Here is a 15114-nt window from a genome sequence, read left to right on the forward strand (position 1 = left end):
TGGGTCGCGCGGGCCGAGTGGCTTGCTGGTGCTGGCCGGTCAGGCTGACGGGCCAGGCTCGCCGTCCCGTCAGTCGGTGTGGCGCGGCCGGTCCACCTGCGGGCCGCGGCGCGGCGCGCCTCGGCCGTCGCGCGAGGTCCGGCCGCCGCCGGCGCCGCGGTTGCCGAAGCCCCCACGCTCGCCGTACCGACTGCCCTCACGGGCCGGCCCGCCGAAGCGGCCACCCTGCCGGTCGGCCGCCGGGCGCGGTGCCGGGATCGAGCCGGGCTCGACCCGCGGCGCCGGCGGACCGGCGATCTCGGCGACCAGCGGGTCGCTCGGACCCACCGGGGTGATCTGGGTGTCGACCCCGGCGGTGCGCAGCATCGCGCGGACCTTGCCCCGGTCCGCCGCCAGTGTCACCAGCACGTCGGCGCCCTCGGCCCCGGCCCTGGCCGTCCGGCCGCCACGGTGCTGGTAGGTCTTGGAGTCCTCCGGCGGGCCCATGTGCACGACGAGCCGCACGTCGTCGACGTGGATGCCGCGGGCGGCGACATCGGTGGCGACCAGCACCCGGCGGGTGCCGTCGGCGAAGCCGGCCAGCGCCCGGGTGCGGGCGCCCTGCGGCAGGCCGCCGTGCAGCGGCTCGGCCGGCACGCCGGCCTTCGTCAGGTCGGCGGCGACGTGGTCGGCGTCCCGCTGGGTCCGGACGAACACCAGCGTGCGGCCCTGGCCACCCGTCAGGGCGGTGACGACCTCGAGCTGGCTGTACCGGTCGGACGCCTCCAGGGCGTGCCGGCGCAGCGTCGTGACCTGGCTGTTCTCCGAGTCGACCGCGACGAGCACCGGCTCGGGCAGGTACTCCCGGACCAGCACCTCGACCTCGCGGTCCAGGGTGGCGCTGAACATCAGCCGCTGGGCCGCGGGTGAGGTCGCGTCGAGGATCGACCGGACGGCCGGCAGGAAGCCGAGGTCGCACATGTAGTCGGCCTCGTCGAGGACGGTGACCTCGACCTCGTCGAGCTGGCAGGCACCCCGCTCGACGAGGTCGAGCAGCCGCCCGGGCGTGGCGACGACGATGTGCACGCCCCGGCGCATCATCGAGATCTGCCGGGAGATGGACGTGCCGCCGTACACGGGCCGCAGCCACAGGCCGACGGACCGGGACAGCGGGTCGAGCGCGTCGCTCACCTGCTGGGCGAGCTCACGGGTCGGCACGAGGATGAGCCCGCGTGGGCGCAGCGGCGTCGCCGGGCCGCGCCCGGCCAGCCGGGCCAGCATCGGCAGGCCGAAGCCGAGCGTCTTGCCGGAGCCGGTCTTGGCCCGGCCGAGCACGTTCTCCCCGGCGAGCACGTCGGGCAGGGTCGCCGCCTGGACCGGGAAGGGCGTGCTGATGCCGCGTTCGGCGAGCGCCCGGACGAGCCGGGCCGGCAGGCCGGCGGCCTCGAACGACTCGACCGGCGGCCGAGGCTCACGGGTGGGCAGCGCCGGACGGGCCGGTGCCGGCCGCCGGCCGAGGCTGCTGCCGCGGCGTGAGCCGCCGGAACGGCCACCGCCGTAGCCGCCATGGCCGGCGCCCGAACGGGTGCGCCCGCTGCCGCGCGCGGGGCGCGCCGGACGGCCGCCCGTGGGCGAGCCGCCTGGGTTGCTGGGATGTGTCGCGGAATTGCTGGGTTGAGACAGTGGAGCCCTCGATCAGGTCGGGGCCACCGCGCACATGCGCGAACACGAGCCGGCGGCCGGTACACACGGCCGGGTTCGCGAGGGATTGTCCGGGGGTCTTCCCCGGACCGTCAGTACCGCCCCGCAGCACACGACCAGGCCAGCGTCCACGGGTGAGCCGGTGTCGGACCCTCGCGTCGAGCAGGCTCGACATGGAGGTACGGGGGGCGGACATCCACCCCCCGGCCAGACATCGTGGCGTTCCGGGGCGCTGGCCGAAAGCCAGCGGACATGCGGGGCCGGTACCGCTCGCACCGACCTCTCACGCCCTGCCGTGAAGCGTCTTCTGACGCGGTTTGGCGGGGCGCGTGACGGCGGGAGCGGCCGTCAGTGCTCTCACGTTACCTGGCCGGCCGGCCTGGACGAGCCTCGGTGTGTGCTGGGCAACGAATGGGCCCTCGACGGCAGGGTCCGGTGCACCCCCCAGCCGAGCAGCGCGAGCACCGCGACGGTGGCCAGATAGGCGCCGGTCACGGCGTCTCGGCCATGGTGGGCGCGGGCCAGCGCCCAGCACAGCTCGAGGCCCGCGCCCGCGATCGCCGCCACGCCGGCCGCCCAGGGCGCGAGCTCCCGGGCCAGGCCGACGGCCCCGCGCCCGGGCGCGCGGGCGGACCGGTGGCGCCCGAGCTGGCGGCGCACCGCGTCACGCAGCGGCGCGGCGACGAGCAGGGTGACGACGAGCCCGGACACCGCGATCTCGGGCGGAGTGCTGAGGTGCGGGGTGACGAGCAGCCAGCTGACCGCGGTCGCGACGGCCAGCGCGCCGGTCCGTTCGCCGCCTTCCACGACCAGCAGCGGGACGGCGAGCAGCAGCAGGTAGTGGCTCCAGACGATCGGCGACGCGAGCAGCGCCACGGCGACGGTGGCCGTGAACAGCAGCCGGTCCTCGCCCGCGTCCCGGGCACCAGCCGAGAGCGCCGCCGGCGGCGTCGGGCGGCGGCGGCGTACGGCCAGCCAGGCGCCGGCGAGCAGAGCCGCCGCGAGGGCGCGCGCCACCCACGTCGCGGCGCCCAGGCCCAGCCCCGCGTTCATGAGCAGCCCGGTGAGGCTCAGCCCGTCGGGCGCCTCCGCCCGGGCGAGCGCGTCGAGCATGCCGGAGTAGGTCGTCAGCCCGACCGGGCTCATCGCCTGGCCGACGCCGAACAGCACGGCCAGGGCGCCGGCCGTCGCCGCCGTCGCGCGCCGCCGGCCGGTGAGCAGCAGCCACAGCGGCAGCGGGGCGAGGAACAGCTTGCTGTAGACGAGCAGCGCGGCGAGCAGGCCGGCGGCCAGCGGCCTGTCGCGCAGCCGCCACAGGGCGGCAAGCCCGGCGAACATCAGCGCGTTCAGCGTCCCCATCTGCAGGCCGGTGATCGTGCAGGACGCGACGAGCACCAGGGCGTACGCCTGCCAGCGGCGCGCGCCGGCCAGCCGGCAGCCGGCGAGCACGGCGAGCACCGAGAGCCCGATGAACAGCCCCTCGGCCCCCGCGCGGGGCAGCCAGGCGAGCGGGACGAACGGGATCGCGACCAGATAGGGATAGACGAACGCGAACCCGGAGTAGACGGCCGGGCTGCCGGGCGACGGATAGGGGTCACGGCCGGCGTCGACGGCGGCGCCGGCGCGCAGGAACACGTCGATGTCGAAATGCGCCAGTGGCCGCACGAAGGCGATCCAGATCACCATCACCAGCGCGCCGAGCAGCACCGGCGCGAACGCCGGCCAGCCGGCTGGCCGGGCCGGTCGGCGCAGCCGAGCCGTCATGACCGACGCCAGGCCTGTCGTCACCCGGCCATGTTCCCAGACGACCGGCGCGGTCGCCGAGCGCGCCCACCCGCGGCGGCGCGCCGCGCCCCTGGACGGCTGCCGGCGGGACCGGTCGATCGGCCGAGGTCCCCGACGCTGGCCGGCTACAGGACGAGCTCGGTGACGAGATGGATCAGCAGGCCGGCGAGCGCGCCCACGACGGTTCCGTTGATCCGGATGAACTGCAGGTCCCGGCCGACCTGCAGCTCGATGCGCCGCGATGCCTCGGCCGGCTCCCAGCTGGCCACCGTGTCGCCGATGATGGCCGCGATGTCGCCCTTGTAGCGGTTGACGGCCCGGGCGGCCAGGTCGCCCGCCGCCTGGTTGACGGACGCCGCGAGCTCCGGGTCGGTCGTGAGCTTCTCGCCGAACGAGGCCAGCCGGGTCGTCGCGGCGCGGCGGGGGACGGAGAACTCGTCCGTGCTCAGGTCGAGCAGGATGCCCTTGGCCGTCGACCACATCGCCGCGACGGCGTCCGCCGCCGCCGGGGAGGCGAGCGCCTGCGTCTTGAACTCCTCGACCTTCTCCCGCATCGAGGCGTCGGTGCGCAGCTTGCGGGCCAGGTCGGCGAGGAACCCGTCGAGGTTCTGGCGCAGCCGGTGGTCCCGGTCGGCCCGCAGCGAGCCGACCAGCCGGACGGCCTCGGTGTAGACCTTGTTCGCGACGGCCTCGTCGACCCAGCGCGGCGACCAGACCGGGGCGTGCTCCAGCACCAGCCCGCGCACCGCGTCGGGGTTCTTGACCAGCCATTCCTGGGCGTGGTCGAGCAGCACGTCCGCGGCCCGGTGCTGCAGGCCGTCGGCCATCGCCCGGTCGAGCAGCGCCCCGAGCACCGGCGCCCACGGCACGTCGACCAGCCGGGGCAGCACGGACTTCTCGACCAGCTCGACGACGAGCGCGTCGTTCATCTTCTCCAGCGCGCTCGCGAGCCGGTTCGCGACCTCGGTGCTGACCCGGTCGGCATTGGGCTGCTGGCGCAGCCAGTCGCCGACCCGGGCGGCGGCCCCGATCTGGGCGACCTTGCCGCGCACGACCGGCTCGGCCAGGAAGTGGGTGGCGACGAAGGACTCCAGCCCGCGGCCCAGGTCGTCCTTGCGCTTGCGGATGATCGCCGTGTGCGGGATCGGCAGCCCGAGCGGGTGGCGGAACAGCGCGGTGACGGCGAACCAGTCGGCGAGCGCGCCGACCGTGCCGGCCTCGGCGCCGGCTCGGACGTACCCGACCCAGCCGGGCGCCCCGTGCCAGAGCGACGTGGCGACGTAGACGGCGACGGCCGCGACCAGCAGACAGGTGGCGACGGTGCGCATCCGGCGTAGTCCGGAGCGCAGCGCGGCCTGTGCCTGATCGTCCGGTGCGCCGTCCACAGGTCCCCCGGTCCTCTCGACACCTGGTCGCTGCGGGCCACCTTACGGGTTTCGCCACGGGTTGAGCCGGGCCGGCCGGGCGGGCCCGGCGGGGCCAACCGCGGCCGGGCCAGCCCGAGGAGCGGGCCCGGCCGCGGGGCCGGACGGACGCGCCGGTCAGGGCGCCAGGATCGGTCTTGGCGCCAGGTCGGTCTGGGCGCCAGGTCGGTCAGGGGGCGAGGGTGTCCAGCAGGGGACTGGAGAAGATTCGGGACGGGTCGTAGGTGTCCAGGGTCGCCAGCGCCGTGTCCCAGGTGTCGCCCGCCGGCTGGCCGGCGCGCAGCGCGTTGGGGATCGTCGTGCCGATCATCGTCGGGTCGGCCCAGGCGGCGCTGTTCGTGTAGCCCCAGCCCTTCGACCACTCGGGCCGGGCCGCGGCGTAGGAACCGGAGTAGTTCGAGAACACCCAGGCCTCGACCTCCCGGTAGAACTGGTTGGCGTACGGGGTGCCCGGCACGGTCAGGATGTCCAGCCAGACGGCGACGTCCCACTCGGGGTGGTCCGGCCGGGGCCGCAGCGCCGACAGCTGCGGCGAGCCGGCCGACGGCACCTGGACGTCCCCACCCGCGTCGAGACCGGTGACCCTGATCTCGACCGGCCCGTTCATCGGGAACTGGTTGTTGTTCTGATAGGTCGTCAGCTTGGTGCGGTAGTAGGCGCAGAACTCGTTGACGACGCGCTGGATGTTCGCCCGGCTGGTGAGGATCGCGTAGCCGTTGGCGGTGACCCGCAGCGTGCTCGGCCGGACGTAGAGCGTCAGGTCCTTCGACCAGCCCCAGATGTCGTAGGTCAGCGTGCTGATCAGCCCGGCGCCGACGACCGCGATCTGGGTCTGGCCGAGGGTCGGCGCGAGCTGCGGGGCGCCCGTCGAGATCTGCGCGACGAGGTCGGTGATCGAGGACGGCAGGTTGTCCGAGAACGAGTAGTTGTACGGGCTGGAGACCTGCCGGGACAGCAGCGGCTTGTTCGGGCTGCGGGTCCACACCTTCAGCCACGGGTTGTCGGTGAACGGGAACCAGATCGCCTCGACCCGGCCGGCGGACTCGACGTAGCTGGCGAACGTGCGGCCCGACGACCCGGGAGCCGCGAACAGCTCGGTCCAGTTGATGTTGAACCAGCTCTGGCAGCGCAGCCGCTGGTTCGCGCCGACCTGCAGGGTGACCTCGGTGAGGAACGCCCGGCCCAGGTGGGCGAGGAACGCCTTCGAGGCCGCGTCCGCCCGGCTGAACGTCCTCAGCACGTACTGGGTCGTGCCGGGGTCCCAGACGACCGCCGTCAGTGACGTGATCAGGTTCGACAGCGAGCCGTACGTGGTGCCGGAGACCCGCGTCTCGCCGCTGGCTGGGACCGCCGTGCCATGGGCGTCGATCGCGAGCACCCCGCCGACGGTGAGGTCGCCGGGGGCCGGGTTCGCGGTGAGCCCGTAGCCGGCGGCCTGCAGCTGGGTGAGCAGGCTGTCCATCGTGACGCCGGTCTGCGCCCGCACCGTCGCGGGCGTCGACCCGCTCGGCCCGCTGATCGTGACGGCGGTGAGGTGCTGGGTGGTGTCGACGAGGATGACGTTGTTGCCGGACGAGCCGACGGCGAGCGTCAGCGGCGACCAGCCGTGGCCCATGCCGCGCGGCCGGATCCGGTAGTTGTTCGCCTTCGCCCAGTTGGCGAGGGTCACCACGTCCGCCGGGCTGGCCGGCGCGCAGGTCCAGACGCCGGTGACGTCGATCTCCCCGGACCAGTTCTTGAACTCCTGCCGGTACAGCGAGAGGCCGGCGGGGAAGTTGGGCGGCGCCGGCGGGTCGGCGTAGGCCGCCGCCGCGCCCAGCGCGGGGGTCCAGCCGGCCGCGGTCACCGCCGCGGCGCCGACCGCGCCCGCGAGCACCGCCCGCCGGGTGCCGCCGCGCCCCGGCGCCGGCCCGGAGCCCGGTAAGCCCCCTAACCCACCGTCGTCGGCGCCGTCGTTGCCCGCCTCGACGCCGATGCCGTCCTGCTGTTGCCCCATCGCGCTCTCCTCGGTGCCGCGTCCGCATTTCCTGACGAGTCGTCAGATTCTGCGGGCATGACGGTATGAGCGCGGGAGAGCATGGTCAACAGTGGAGATTTTGGCTCGCGAAGTCCCAGGTGGTGGCGCTGGTTGCCGACGGCCCATGAGCTGGCGGCGGGGCGGCAGCGAAACCCAGGCCTCACGGGTCGTCAGAAACGGCCCTGTCGGGGCGCGCGCGGGGATCGTTACGGAAGGTAGCTGCCGCTGTGGTCGCGTGGCCCAGGCCCCTGGTCGGAGCCCATCACGTGCGGCCGGCGCAGCCGGCGCCGCCGCCGGGCCCGCAGGCCGATGACGGTCAGGTCGACGATGGCGGTCGCGCCGGCGAGGCAGAGCAGGATGGCGGGCACGGTCCAGCCGGCGGCCGCGAACAGGCCGGCGACGACGCCGCAGAACACCAGGCCGAACAGGGCGAGCGCCGCCCGCAGCCCCAGCGCCGAGCGAGCAGGAGCCGCCCCGGTGAGGCCCGAGAACCTGCCGCCGGCCGGTCGACGCGCCCCCTCCGGCCGACGCTGGCGAGGAAGGATCCGAGTCACCCGAGCGGTGTGCCCTGGCCCTGCCCGGCGAACCGCCACCGACCAGGGGAGAAGGCCCCGAGGTCGGCCTCGCGGTCCGCGGCCCCGTGGGCTCAGGCTCCGGCCGGCTGCGGCGCGGTCCCGAGCACGTCGGCCGGGCTCAGGCCCGCCAGGCCGTGCGCGGCCGCGACCGGTGGGCAGGTGACCTGGCCGTCGTGGGTGTTCAGGCCGCGGGCGAGGGCCGGGTCGCGGCGCATCGCGCCACGCCAGCCGCCCTCGGCGATCGCGAGCGCGTACGGCAGGGTCGCGTTCGTCAGCGCGTGCGTCGACGTGCGCGGGACCGCCCCCGGCATGTTCGCGACGCAGTAGAAGACGGTGTCGTGCACCCGGTAGGTCGGGTCGTCGTGCGTGGTCGGACGGGTGTCCTCGAAGCAGCCGCCCTGGTCGACCGAGATGTCGACCAGCACGGCGCCCGGCCGCATCCGGGCGACCAGCGCGTTGCTGACCAGCTTCGGCGCCCGGGTCCCCGGGACGAGCACGGCGCCGATCACCAGGTCGGCGCCCAGCGCGGCCCGCTCCAGCTCGTAGGCGGTGGACGCGACGGTGCGGACCCGGCCCCCGAACCGCGCGTCGGCGGCGCGCAGCCGGCCGAGATCCAGGTCGAGCAGCGTGACGTCGGCCCGCATGCCGGCGGCGATCGCGGTCGCGTTCAGCCCGGCGACCCCCGCGCCGATCACGACCACCTTCGCGGGGTCGACGCCGGGCACCCCGCCGAGCAGCACGCCGCGCCCGCCGGCCGCGGCCATCAGCGCGTTCGCGCCGACCTGCGGGGCGAGCCGGCCGGCGACCTCCGACATGGGGGCGAGCAGCGGCAGCGACCGGTCGGCGAGCTCGACGGTCTCGTAGCCGACGGCGGTGACCCTCGCGTCCAGCAGCGCCCGGGTGCAGGGCAGCGACGCCGCGAGATGCAGGTAGGTGAACAGCACGAGGCCCGGCCGCAGCCGGTGGTACTCCTGCTCGACCGGCTCCTTGACCTTGAGGACCAGGTCGCCGGCGGCCCAGGTCTGGTCGGCGTCCTCGACGATCTTCGCGCCGGCCGCGACGTACTCGGAGTCCGGGATCATCGAGCCGGCCCCGGCGCCCTCCTCGACGAACACGTCGTGACCGTGGCGGGTCAGCTCGTTCACGCCGGCCGGGGTGACCGCCACGCGATACTCGCGGTTCTTCACCTCGCGGGGGATCGCGATCTTCACTGAGTGCTCCCTCGTCGACGTCGTGGCCCGCTGTGCCGCTGGCGGCGGCCGGCGGCGCGGCTCGGTCGGTGCGCGCGCCGCCCACGGGTCAAGCGTGGGTCACGGCGAGGCCTGGGTTACGGCGGCGCGCCGCGGCCGCCCGTTCACCGGGTGGCGTCCTGTCCGATACCGCACCGCAATGCGGTAACCGTTGTCGCGACGATCATACGCTGCGGAAAAGTTCGTAGAGCTGCCTGGCATCCGCGCTAACCGTATGATGTGTGCGATCTTTGGGGTGATACCCCGCCTGGCTCGGTGGAAGGACTGCCGTGACGACCCTCGACGAGACAGCGACCGACCTCAGCACCGCCACCGACTCGCTCAACCGGTCGGCCGCCGCGCACCTGTGGCCGCACTTCACCCGGCTGTCGGCCCTCGCCGCCGGGGAGGCGCCCGTCATCGTCCGCGGCGACGGCGCCTACATCTGGGACTCCAACGGCCATCGGGTCCTCGACGGCCTGGCCGGGCTGTTCGTCGTCCAGGTCGGCCACGGCCGGGCCGAGCTCGCCGAGGCCGCCCGCAAGCAGGCCGAGCAGCTGGCCTTCTTCCCGCTCTGGGCGCACACCCACCCGGCCGCGATCGAGCTCGCCGAGCGGGTCGCCAACCTCGCCCCCGGCGACCTGAACCGGGTGTTCTTCACCTCCGGCGGCGGCGAGGCCGTCGAGTCGGCCTGGAAGCTGGCCAAGCAGTACTTCAAGCTCGTCGGCAAGCCGCTCAAGCACAAGGTGATCAGCCGGTCCATCGCCTACCACGGCACCACCCAGGGCGCGCTGGCGATCACCGGCATCCCGAGCCTCAAGGAGATGTTCGAGCCGCTGGTGCCCGGGGGCTTCCGGGTCCCGAACACCAACATCTACCGCGCCCCGCTGTTCGGCGACGACCCGGTCGCGTTCGGCCGCTGGGCCGCCGACCAGGTCGCGGTCGCGATCGAGGACGAGGGCCCGGACACCGTGGCCGCGGTCTTCCTGGAGCCGGTCCAGAACGCCGGCGGCTGCTTCCCGCCGCCGCCCGGGTACTTCCAGCGGGTCCGCGAGATCTGCGACGCCTACGACGTGCTGTTGGTCTCCGACGAGGTGATCTGCGGGTTCGGGCGGACCGGCGCGATGTTCGGCGCGCAGCGCTACGACTACCAGCCGGACATCATCACCTGCGCCAAGGGCCTGACCTCGGGCTACTCGCCGCTCGGCGCGATGATCGCCAGCGACCGGCTCGCCGAGCCGTTCCTGCGCGGCTCGACCAGCTTCGCCCACGGCTACACCTTCGGCGGGCATCCGGTGTCGGCGGCGGTGGCGCTGGCGAACCTCGACATCTTCGAGCGCGAGGACCTCGTCGGCCACGTCGCCCGCAACACCCCCAACTTCCGGGCCACGCTGGAGAAGCTGACCGACCTGCCGATCGTCGGCGACGTCCGCGGCGACGGCTTCTTCTACGGCATCGAGCTGGTCAAGGACAAGACGACCAAGGAGAGCTTCACCGACGCGGAGTCCGAGCGGCTGCTGCGCGGCTTCATCTCGGGCGCCCTCTACGAGCGCGGCCTCTACTGCCGCGCCGACGACCGTGGCGACCCGGTCATCCAGCTCTCGCCGCCGCTGATCTGCGACCAGTCGCACTTCGACGAGATCGAGTCGATCCTGCGCTCCGTCCTGACGGAGGCCTGGACGAAGCTCTGACCTGTCGCACCCCTGCCGTAGGTTGTGGCCGTCCGGGCGAGTGCTCCGGGCGGCCACACCTGTCCGAGCGGGGAGCGCCGATGCGGATTCACCTGACCAGCGTCTTCGTCGACGACCAGGACAAGGCGCTGCGGTTCTACACCGAGGTGCTCGGCTTCGCGAAGAAGGACGAGGTCTCGCTGGGGGAGTACCGCTGGCTGACGGTGGTCTCGCCCGAGGATCCCGACGGCGTCCAGCTGGTTCTGGAGCCCGACGCCCATCCCGCGGTCGGCCCGTACCGGTCGGCCCTCGTCGGCGACGGCATTCCGGTGACCTCGTTCGCCGTCGACGACGTCCGCCGGGAGTACGAGCGCCTGCGCGGCCTCGGCGTCCGCTTCACCCAGGAGCCGACGGTCATGGGCCCGGTCACGACGGCCGTGCTCGACGACACCTGCGGCAACCTCATCCAGCTCGCCCAGCACGGCTGAACGCTGGACCGACGCGGCACCGACTGCTTCGCCCGCCCCCCCCCGCGGGCAGGTCTTGGCGGGCTGATGGGCGCACGGCCGTTTCAGGCGGCGGGAAGGCCCGCTGTCGGCTTTCTTACCATGACGGTTCTTTACCGTTTCTTTCTCGATTGCCCGCCTGGGCCCCGCCTACTGTCGTGCCAACTCGCCGCGGCCGGGACAATGCACGCGCCGTCGGCCAGCTGGGAGGATGGGCAGCCGAATGGCGGAAACGGAACGATCCGGAAGCCGTCGCGCCGAGACAGCGTGCTTTCTTGTCATCTTTATCTCGTTGGAGTCGGTCGCGATCTTGTTTGTCGAGGACGGCGACAGCCTGTGGCAGGACTTCGTCGCCGCCTTCGTGGTCGCGGTGATCGCGCGCACCGTCACCTGGCTGGCCTTCGGCCGCCGCCGGCGGGCGCGCCCGTGACCGGCCCGGCCGGCGGCCCGTCAGGCCGCGCGGCTGGGCCGCAGGCAACGCTCCAGGAAGGTCGCCGCCGTCGTCGACAGCGGCCGGTCGAGCGGGATTCCGATCGCCAGCTGATAACGCGGCGGGTGCGGTTCGATGGGCACGAACCGTAGGTCGGCGGCCTGGTCGGCCAGCGAGCCCGGGACGAACGCGACCCCAAGGCGGTGGCGGACGAGATCGACGACGGTGGCGAGGTCGGTCAGCTCCAGCTCGGGTGGCCGCCGGGTCAGCCCGGCGGCCGCGTAGGCCCGGTCGACGGCCGCGCGCACGCCCCAGCCGGTCGGGAACTCGATGAGGCCGAGCTCGCCGGTCTCGGGCAGGCTCAGCGCGTCCCGGCCAGCCAGCGGGTGATCCGCGGCGCAGGCCAGCACGAGCGTCTCCGTCCGCAGCGTGTACAGCCGCAGGCCCGGTACCGGCCCGGTGGCCGCGAGCACCGCCAGGTCCAGCTCGCCCTCGCGCAGCCTGGCCACCTGTGCCGGCGGGCCCGACCGGCAGCGGCCCTGGCCCGGAGCGGTCAGCCGGACCTGCACCAGCGGATGGTCGGCCCGGAAGGCGGCCAGCGCGGCGAGCACGGCCCGCGGGGTCAGGCCGTCCGGGATGCCCACCGACAGCGTGCCGCGGGCGCCGTCACGTACCTCCGTCACGACCTGGCGGGCCTGCCGGACCGCGCCGAGGACCCGGCGCGCCTCCGGGATCAGCGCCCGGCCGGCCTCGGTCAGCTCGACGTGCTGCGTCGTGCGCTCGAACAGGTCGACGCCCAGCTCCCGTTCCAGCGAGCGGATCGACGCCGACACCCCGGACTGCACCATGTGCAGCCGCGTGGCGGCCCGGGTGAACCCGCCCTCCTCGGCGACCGCGAGGAAATGCTCCAACCTGCGTGGCTCCACGCCGCGTCAGACGTCGCGCGGGCAGTTGAAGTTGCGCGCCCTTAAGCACTTCCGGTGCCTGGAGGCGGTTGACCAGGCATGATCCGGCGACGCGGTGCGCCGCGAAGCACTCTTCCGTTGCGTACGGGTGTGGCGCCGACTGCGGCCGTATAGGCACCTCGTCGCGGCTGTCCCAGGTTGTCGTCGTATCGTGCGGCCCATGGTGAAGGCAAACCCTCGTTGGGTCGCCCGCAACGTGGTGCGCCGCGTCCCGCCGGCGAACGCGCACATGCCGCTGAACATGTGGACGAGCCTCTGGGGTGGCGCCAACGGCCCGGGGATCGACGCGGTCTCCATCGTCAAGCGGATCGCCGACCGAGCCGGCCGGCCGCTGACCGTCGTCCAGATCGGGGCGAACGACGGCGAGATGGGCGACCCGATCCACGACGCGATCGTCAACCACGGCTGGCGCGGGGTCGTCGTCGAGCCGCTGCCGCATCTGTTCACCGCGCTGGCCAACTCCTACCGGGGCGTGCCGGGCATCAGCTGCGAGCGCACGGCCATCGGCACCGAGGAGGGGACGGCGACGATGTACGCCGTCCACTGGAAGCCGAGCGACCCCGTGTGGGTCATCGGGCTGAGCTCGCTGCGCCGGGAGGTCGTCCTGGAGTCCAAGGAGCTGATCCCGGACATCGAGGACCGGATCGAGGAGATCGAGGTCCCGGTGATGCGGCTGGAGACCCTCCTCGTCAAGCACGGGATCGTCCACATCGATCTCCTGCAGGTCGACACCGAGGGCTTCGACTACGAGATCATCCGACAGATCGACTTCGGCAGCCCGTGGGCGCCGCGCCACCTGATCTACGAGGCCTGTCACCTCGGCGTGGACCTGGAGAAGGCCCGCGCCCTGCTCCGCGACGCCGGCTACAAGATCGTCCCCGCCGGCTACGACGACTACGCGTTCCGCCCCTGACGGCCTGACCGGGCGAGCGTCAGCCGGCGGCGGCCGGCGGCCGGGTCTGGGCCGGCGCGGCGGTCGCGCCCCGCGCGGCGAGCTCGGCGGCGAGCGCCTGGATGCAGACGGCCAGGTCGTGGTCGGACAGCTGGCCCGGCGGCTGGCCACAGCGGGCCGCGGTCGTGGCCGCGGCGCCGGGCGGACCCGTCGCGGCGCCGCCGCCGGCCGGGGTGGCCGGTGCCGCACGGCCCTGGCCCCCGATGGTCACCAGCTCCACCGGGATCCGGTTGTGGTAGCTCAACGTGATCTGGTAGACGACGCGGCCCTGCACCTCGACGTAGCCCTGCCAGATGTCCCCGGACAGCGGGAGGAACTCGACGATCTTACCGCCGGAGCTGACCAGGCCGGGGTCGGCCTGGGACAGGAAGTCGGTGGCGCTGGCGACGAACTGGTCGAGGTTGACGACCCGCGGGTCGTTCTGGTCGAGCACGTAGTCGGTCAGCGGGTTGAGCTGACCGGCCGTGACCTCGTCGGCGGGCACGGTCTCGTAGGCGACGAACTGCTGGGAGTCGCTGCGGCGCGGCACCAGCGGCGTCACCCAGTACAGCCGGCCGTCGTCCGCGCTGCGCAGCAGGTAGTCCGAGTCGTTGCCGGCCTGGACCGACGACTTGCCGGGCACCAGGCCGAAGCCCTGACGGTTCATCAGCCGGCGGCCTCCGGCCCACTTCACCGTGTCGCGCTGCGCCTTGACCAGTGAGTCCGGGTAGACCGGACCGGGCAGCTCCCCGGGCCGCACCGTCGGCTGGTAGGCGAACACCGCGCCGCCGGACCGGGAACCCCGCACCATGACCACCCCGGCGGCGACCATGACGGTCCGCTGCTTGAAGTGGACCTGCCGCTGCGCGGGCAGCACGATGACCGGCTCCTGGCCGGCGCAGTAGCCCCAGGCGTCACCACGGTCGAAGACGAGACGCGGGTAACGGTCGTTGAGCAGGTGCATGAGGCTGTTGTCCCGGCTGCCGTCGAAAGCCCGGTCGATCCTGTGGTCGCCGCGGAAGAGGCACTCGGTCGGCGCGTCGCTGCCGCCGGTCCATTCGACGACGCCGTAGAGCGGGGTCTCCCAGCCCGACCCGTCGCGGATCGCCGACCAGGCGGCCTTCTGGCCGGTACCGCCCGGGTAGCCGCCGGACAGGTAGGTGAACGTGTCGTCCATCAGCTCGACGTTGCTGCTCGCGCTCGACGACCTGGTCATGATGATCTCGGCGCCGGCCAGCGAGCCCGGCCGGGACTGCCAGCCCTTCGGGGGCATCGTGCCCTGGCGAAGACAGGCCGGAACGTCATCTCCGTGCGGGCCCAACAGGTCGCAGCGGCGCCCGTCGCCGGCCGCGTTTCCGTTCACCAGCGTGTCGATGGCAGCGGGCGGGTTCTTCAGGTCGGGCACGACGAAGGTCGTGGACCGCTGGTAGAAGCGGGCCAGATCCTTCTCGTTGTCCCACACCGCGCGGATGAACAGGATCACGCTGAGGACCGCGAGCAGCGCGGCGAGCGCACCGATCGCCAGCCGGGCCTCGTAGCCGCCGGCCTCGACGGCCGGGAACCGCCTGGCGGGACCGCGGGCCCGGCCAACGCCGGGCCGCCGCGCCGGCACTCGCGACGAGACGATGACAATCGTGCCGAGGGCGCCGACCAGGAGGTAGAACCACCGCTGGCCGGCGTCGACGACGAACCAGGCGTCGAACCAGCGCCACGTGCCCAGGCGCAGGTCGCCGTAGCCCTCGAACACCACGTTCACGAAGAACAGCCAGATCGCGAATCCGGCCGGCAGCCAGAGCCACCACACGAGCAGCGGGATGGCGAGCCGCCGGCCCCTCGACCTCATGCGCTGATCATTCCGGCAATCGGCGCGATCACGGGATGAGTTTTGCGGAGTCCTTACAT

Annotated in this window: 12 protein-coding genes; 4 read left to right on the forward strand and 8 right to left on the reverse strand. The window is 73.5% G+C overall.

Going from position 1 to position 15114, the window contains the following annotated elements; translation table 11 throughout:
* Positions 1–69: 69 nt before the first annotated feature.
* The 6 genes from FRAEUI1C_RS12195 to ald all read right to left on the reverse strand — a co-directional run bounded on the left by FRAEUI1C_RS12195 (position 70) and on the right by ald (position 8692).
* A complete protein-coding gene (locus tag FRAEUI1C_RS12195; RefSeq protein ID WP_232425504.1) occupies positions 70–1341 on the reverse strand; it encodes a DEAD/DEAH box helicase in 1272 nt (423 codons plus the stop codon).
* Positions 1342–2037: 696 nt separating this feature from the next.
* Positions 2038–3468, reverse strand: coding sequence for a glycosyltransferase 87 family protein (locus tag FRAEUI1C_RS12200; protein ID WP_013423602.1), 1431 nt, complete (start codon positions 3466–3468; stop codon positions 2038–2040).
* 122 nt (positions 3469–3590) lie between these two features.
* Positions 3591–4850 (reverse strand): DUF445 domain-containing protein, encoded by a 1260-nt coding sequence (locus FRAEUI1C_RS12205; RefSeq protein WP_013423603.1) that lies wholly within the window; start codon positions 4848–4850, stop codon positions 3591–3593.
* A gap of 208 nt (positions 4851–5058) precedes the next feature.
* Positions 5059–6885 (reverse strand): cholesterol oxidase substrate-binding domain-containing protein, encoded by a 1827-nt coding sequence (locus FRAEUI1C_RS12210; protein ID WP_013423604.1) that lies wholly within the window; start codon positions 6883–6885, stop codon positions 5059–5061.
* 227 nt (positions 6886–7112) lie between these two features.
* Entirely contained in the window at positions 7113–7460 is a 348-nt protein-coding gene (locus FRAEUI1C_RS12215; RefSeq protein ID WP_013423605.1) for a hypothetical protein, read from the reverse strand.
* A gap of 92 nt (positions 7461–7552) precedes the next feature.
* Positions 7553–8692 carry an alanine dehydrogenase gene (gene ald / locus FRAEUI1C_RS12220; protein ID WP_013423606.1) on the reverse strand — a complete coding sequence of 380 codons (1140 nt, stop codon included), beginning with the start codon at positions 8690–8692 and terminating at the stop codon, positions 7553–7555.
* Between the two features lie 308 nt (positions 8693–9000).
* On the opposite strand from ald, the gene FRAEUI1C_RS12225 reads away from it, so the two are divergent.
* The 3 genes from FRAEUI1C_RS12225 to FRAEUI1C_RS12235 all read left to right on the forward strand — a co-directional run bounded on the left by FRAEUI1C_RS12225 (position 9001) and on the right by FRAEUI1C_RS12235 (position 11316).
* The gene (locus FRAEUI1C_RS12225; protein ID WP_013423607.1) at positions 9001–10401 is read left to right on the forward strand and encodes an aspartate aminotransferase family protein; all 1401 of its coding nucleotides are present in this window, start codon (positions 9001–9003) and stop codon (positions 10399–10401) included.
* A gap of 80 nt (positions 10402–10481) precedes the next feature.
* Positions 10482–10868 (forward strand): VOC family protein, encoded by a 387-nt coding sequence (locus tag FRAEUI1C_RS12230; RefSeq protein WP_013423608.1) that lies wholly within the window; start codon positions 10482–10484, stop codon positions 10866–10868.
* 241 nt (positions 10869–11109) lie between these two features.
* Positions 11110–11316, forward strand: a complete 207-nt coding sequence (locus tag FRAEUI1C_RS12235; RefSeq protein ID WP_013423609.1) for a hypothetical protein — start codon at positions 11110–11112, stop codon at positions 11314–11316.
* Between the two features lie 20 nt (positions 11317–11336).
* Here FRAEUI1C_RS12235 and FRAEUI1C_RS12240 read toward each other — a convergent pair whose 3' ends face one another.
* Positions 11337–12227 carry a LysR family transcriptional regulator gene (locus FRAEUI1C_RS12240; protein WP_013423610.1) on the reverse strand — a complete coding sequence of 297 codons (891 nt, stop codon included), beginning with the start codon at positions 12225–12227 and terminating at the stop codon, positions 11337–11339.
* Positions 12228–12441: 214 nt separating this feature from the next.
* Between FRAEUI1C_RS12240 and FRAEUI1C_RS12245 the strand changes: the two genes are divergently transcribed.
* A complete protein-coding gene (locus tag FRAEUI1C_RS12245) occupies positions 12442–13194 on the forward strand; it encodes an FkbM family methyltransferase (RefSeq protein WP_013423611.1) in 753 nt (250 codons plus the stop codon).
* 19 nt (positions 13195–13213) lie between these two features.
* Here FRAEUI1C_RS12245 and FRAEUI1C_RS12250 read toward each other — a convergent pair whose 3' ends face one another.
* Complete coding sequence (locus FRAEUI1C_RS12250; RefSeq protein ID WP_013423612.1) at positions 13214–15055, reverse strand: hypothetical protein; 1842 nt, start codon at positions 15053–15055, stop codon at positions 13214–13216.
* Positions 15056–15114: the final 59 nt, after the last annotated feature.

Origin of the sequence: Pseudofrankia inefficax (assembly GCF_000166135.1) — a bacterium.
Taxonomy (GTDB): domain Bacteria; phylum Actinomycetota; class Actinomycetes; order Frankiales; family Frankiaceae; genus Pseudofrankia; species Pseudofrankia inefficax.

Bases quoted from the DNA above. Each gene is read 5' to 3' on its own strand.
- FRAEUI1C_RS12210 (WP_013423604.1), bottom strand. From the start codon at position 6,885: ATGGGGCAACAGCAGGACGGCATCGGCGTCGAGGCGGGCAACGACGGC.
- FRAEUI1C_RS12230 (WP_013423608.1), top strand. From the start codon at position 10,482: ATGCGGATTCACCTGACCAGCGTCTTCGTCGACGACCAGGACAAGGCG.
- FRAEUI1C_RS12235 (WP_013423609.1), top strand. From the start codon at position 11,110: ATGGCGGAAACGGAACGATCCGGAAGCCGTCGCGCCGAGACAGCGTGC.
- FRAEUI1C_RS12245 (WP_013423611.1), top strand. From the start codon at position 12,442: ATGGTGAAGGCAAACCCTCGTTGGGTCGCCCGCAACGTGGTGCGCCGC.
- FRAEUI1C_RS12250 (WP_013423612.1), bottom strand. From the start codon at position 15,055: ATGAGGTCGAGGGGCCGGCGGCTCGCCATCCCGCTGCTCGTGTGGTGG.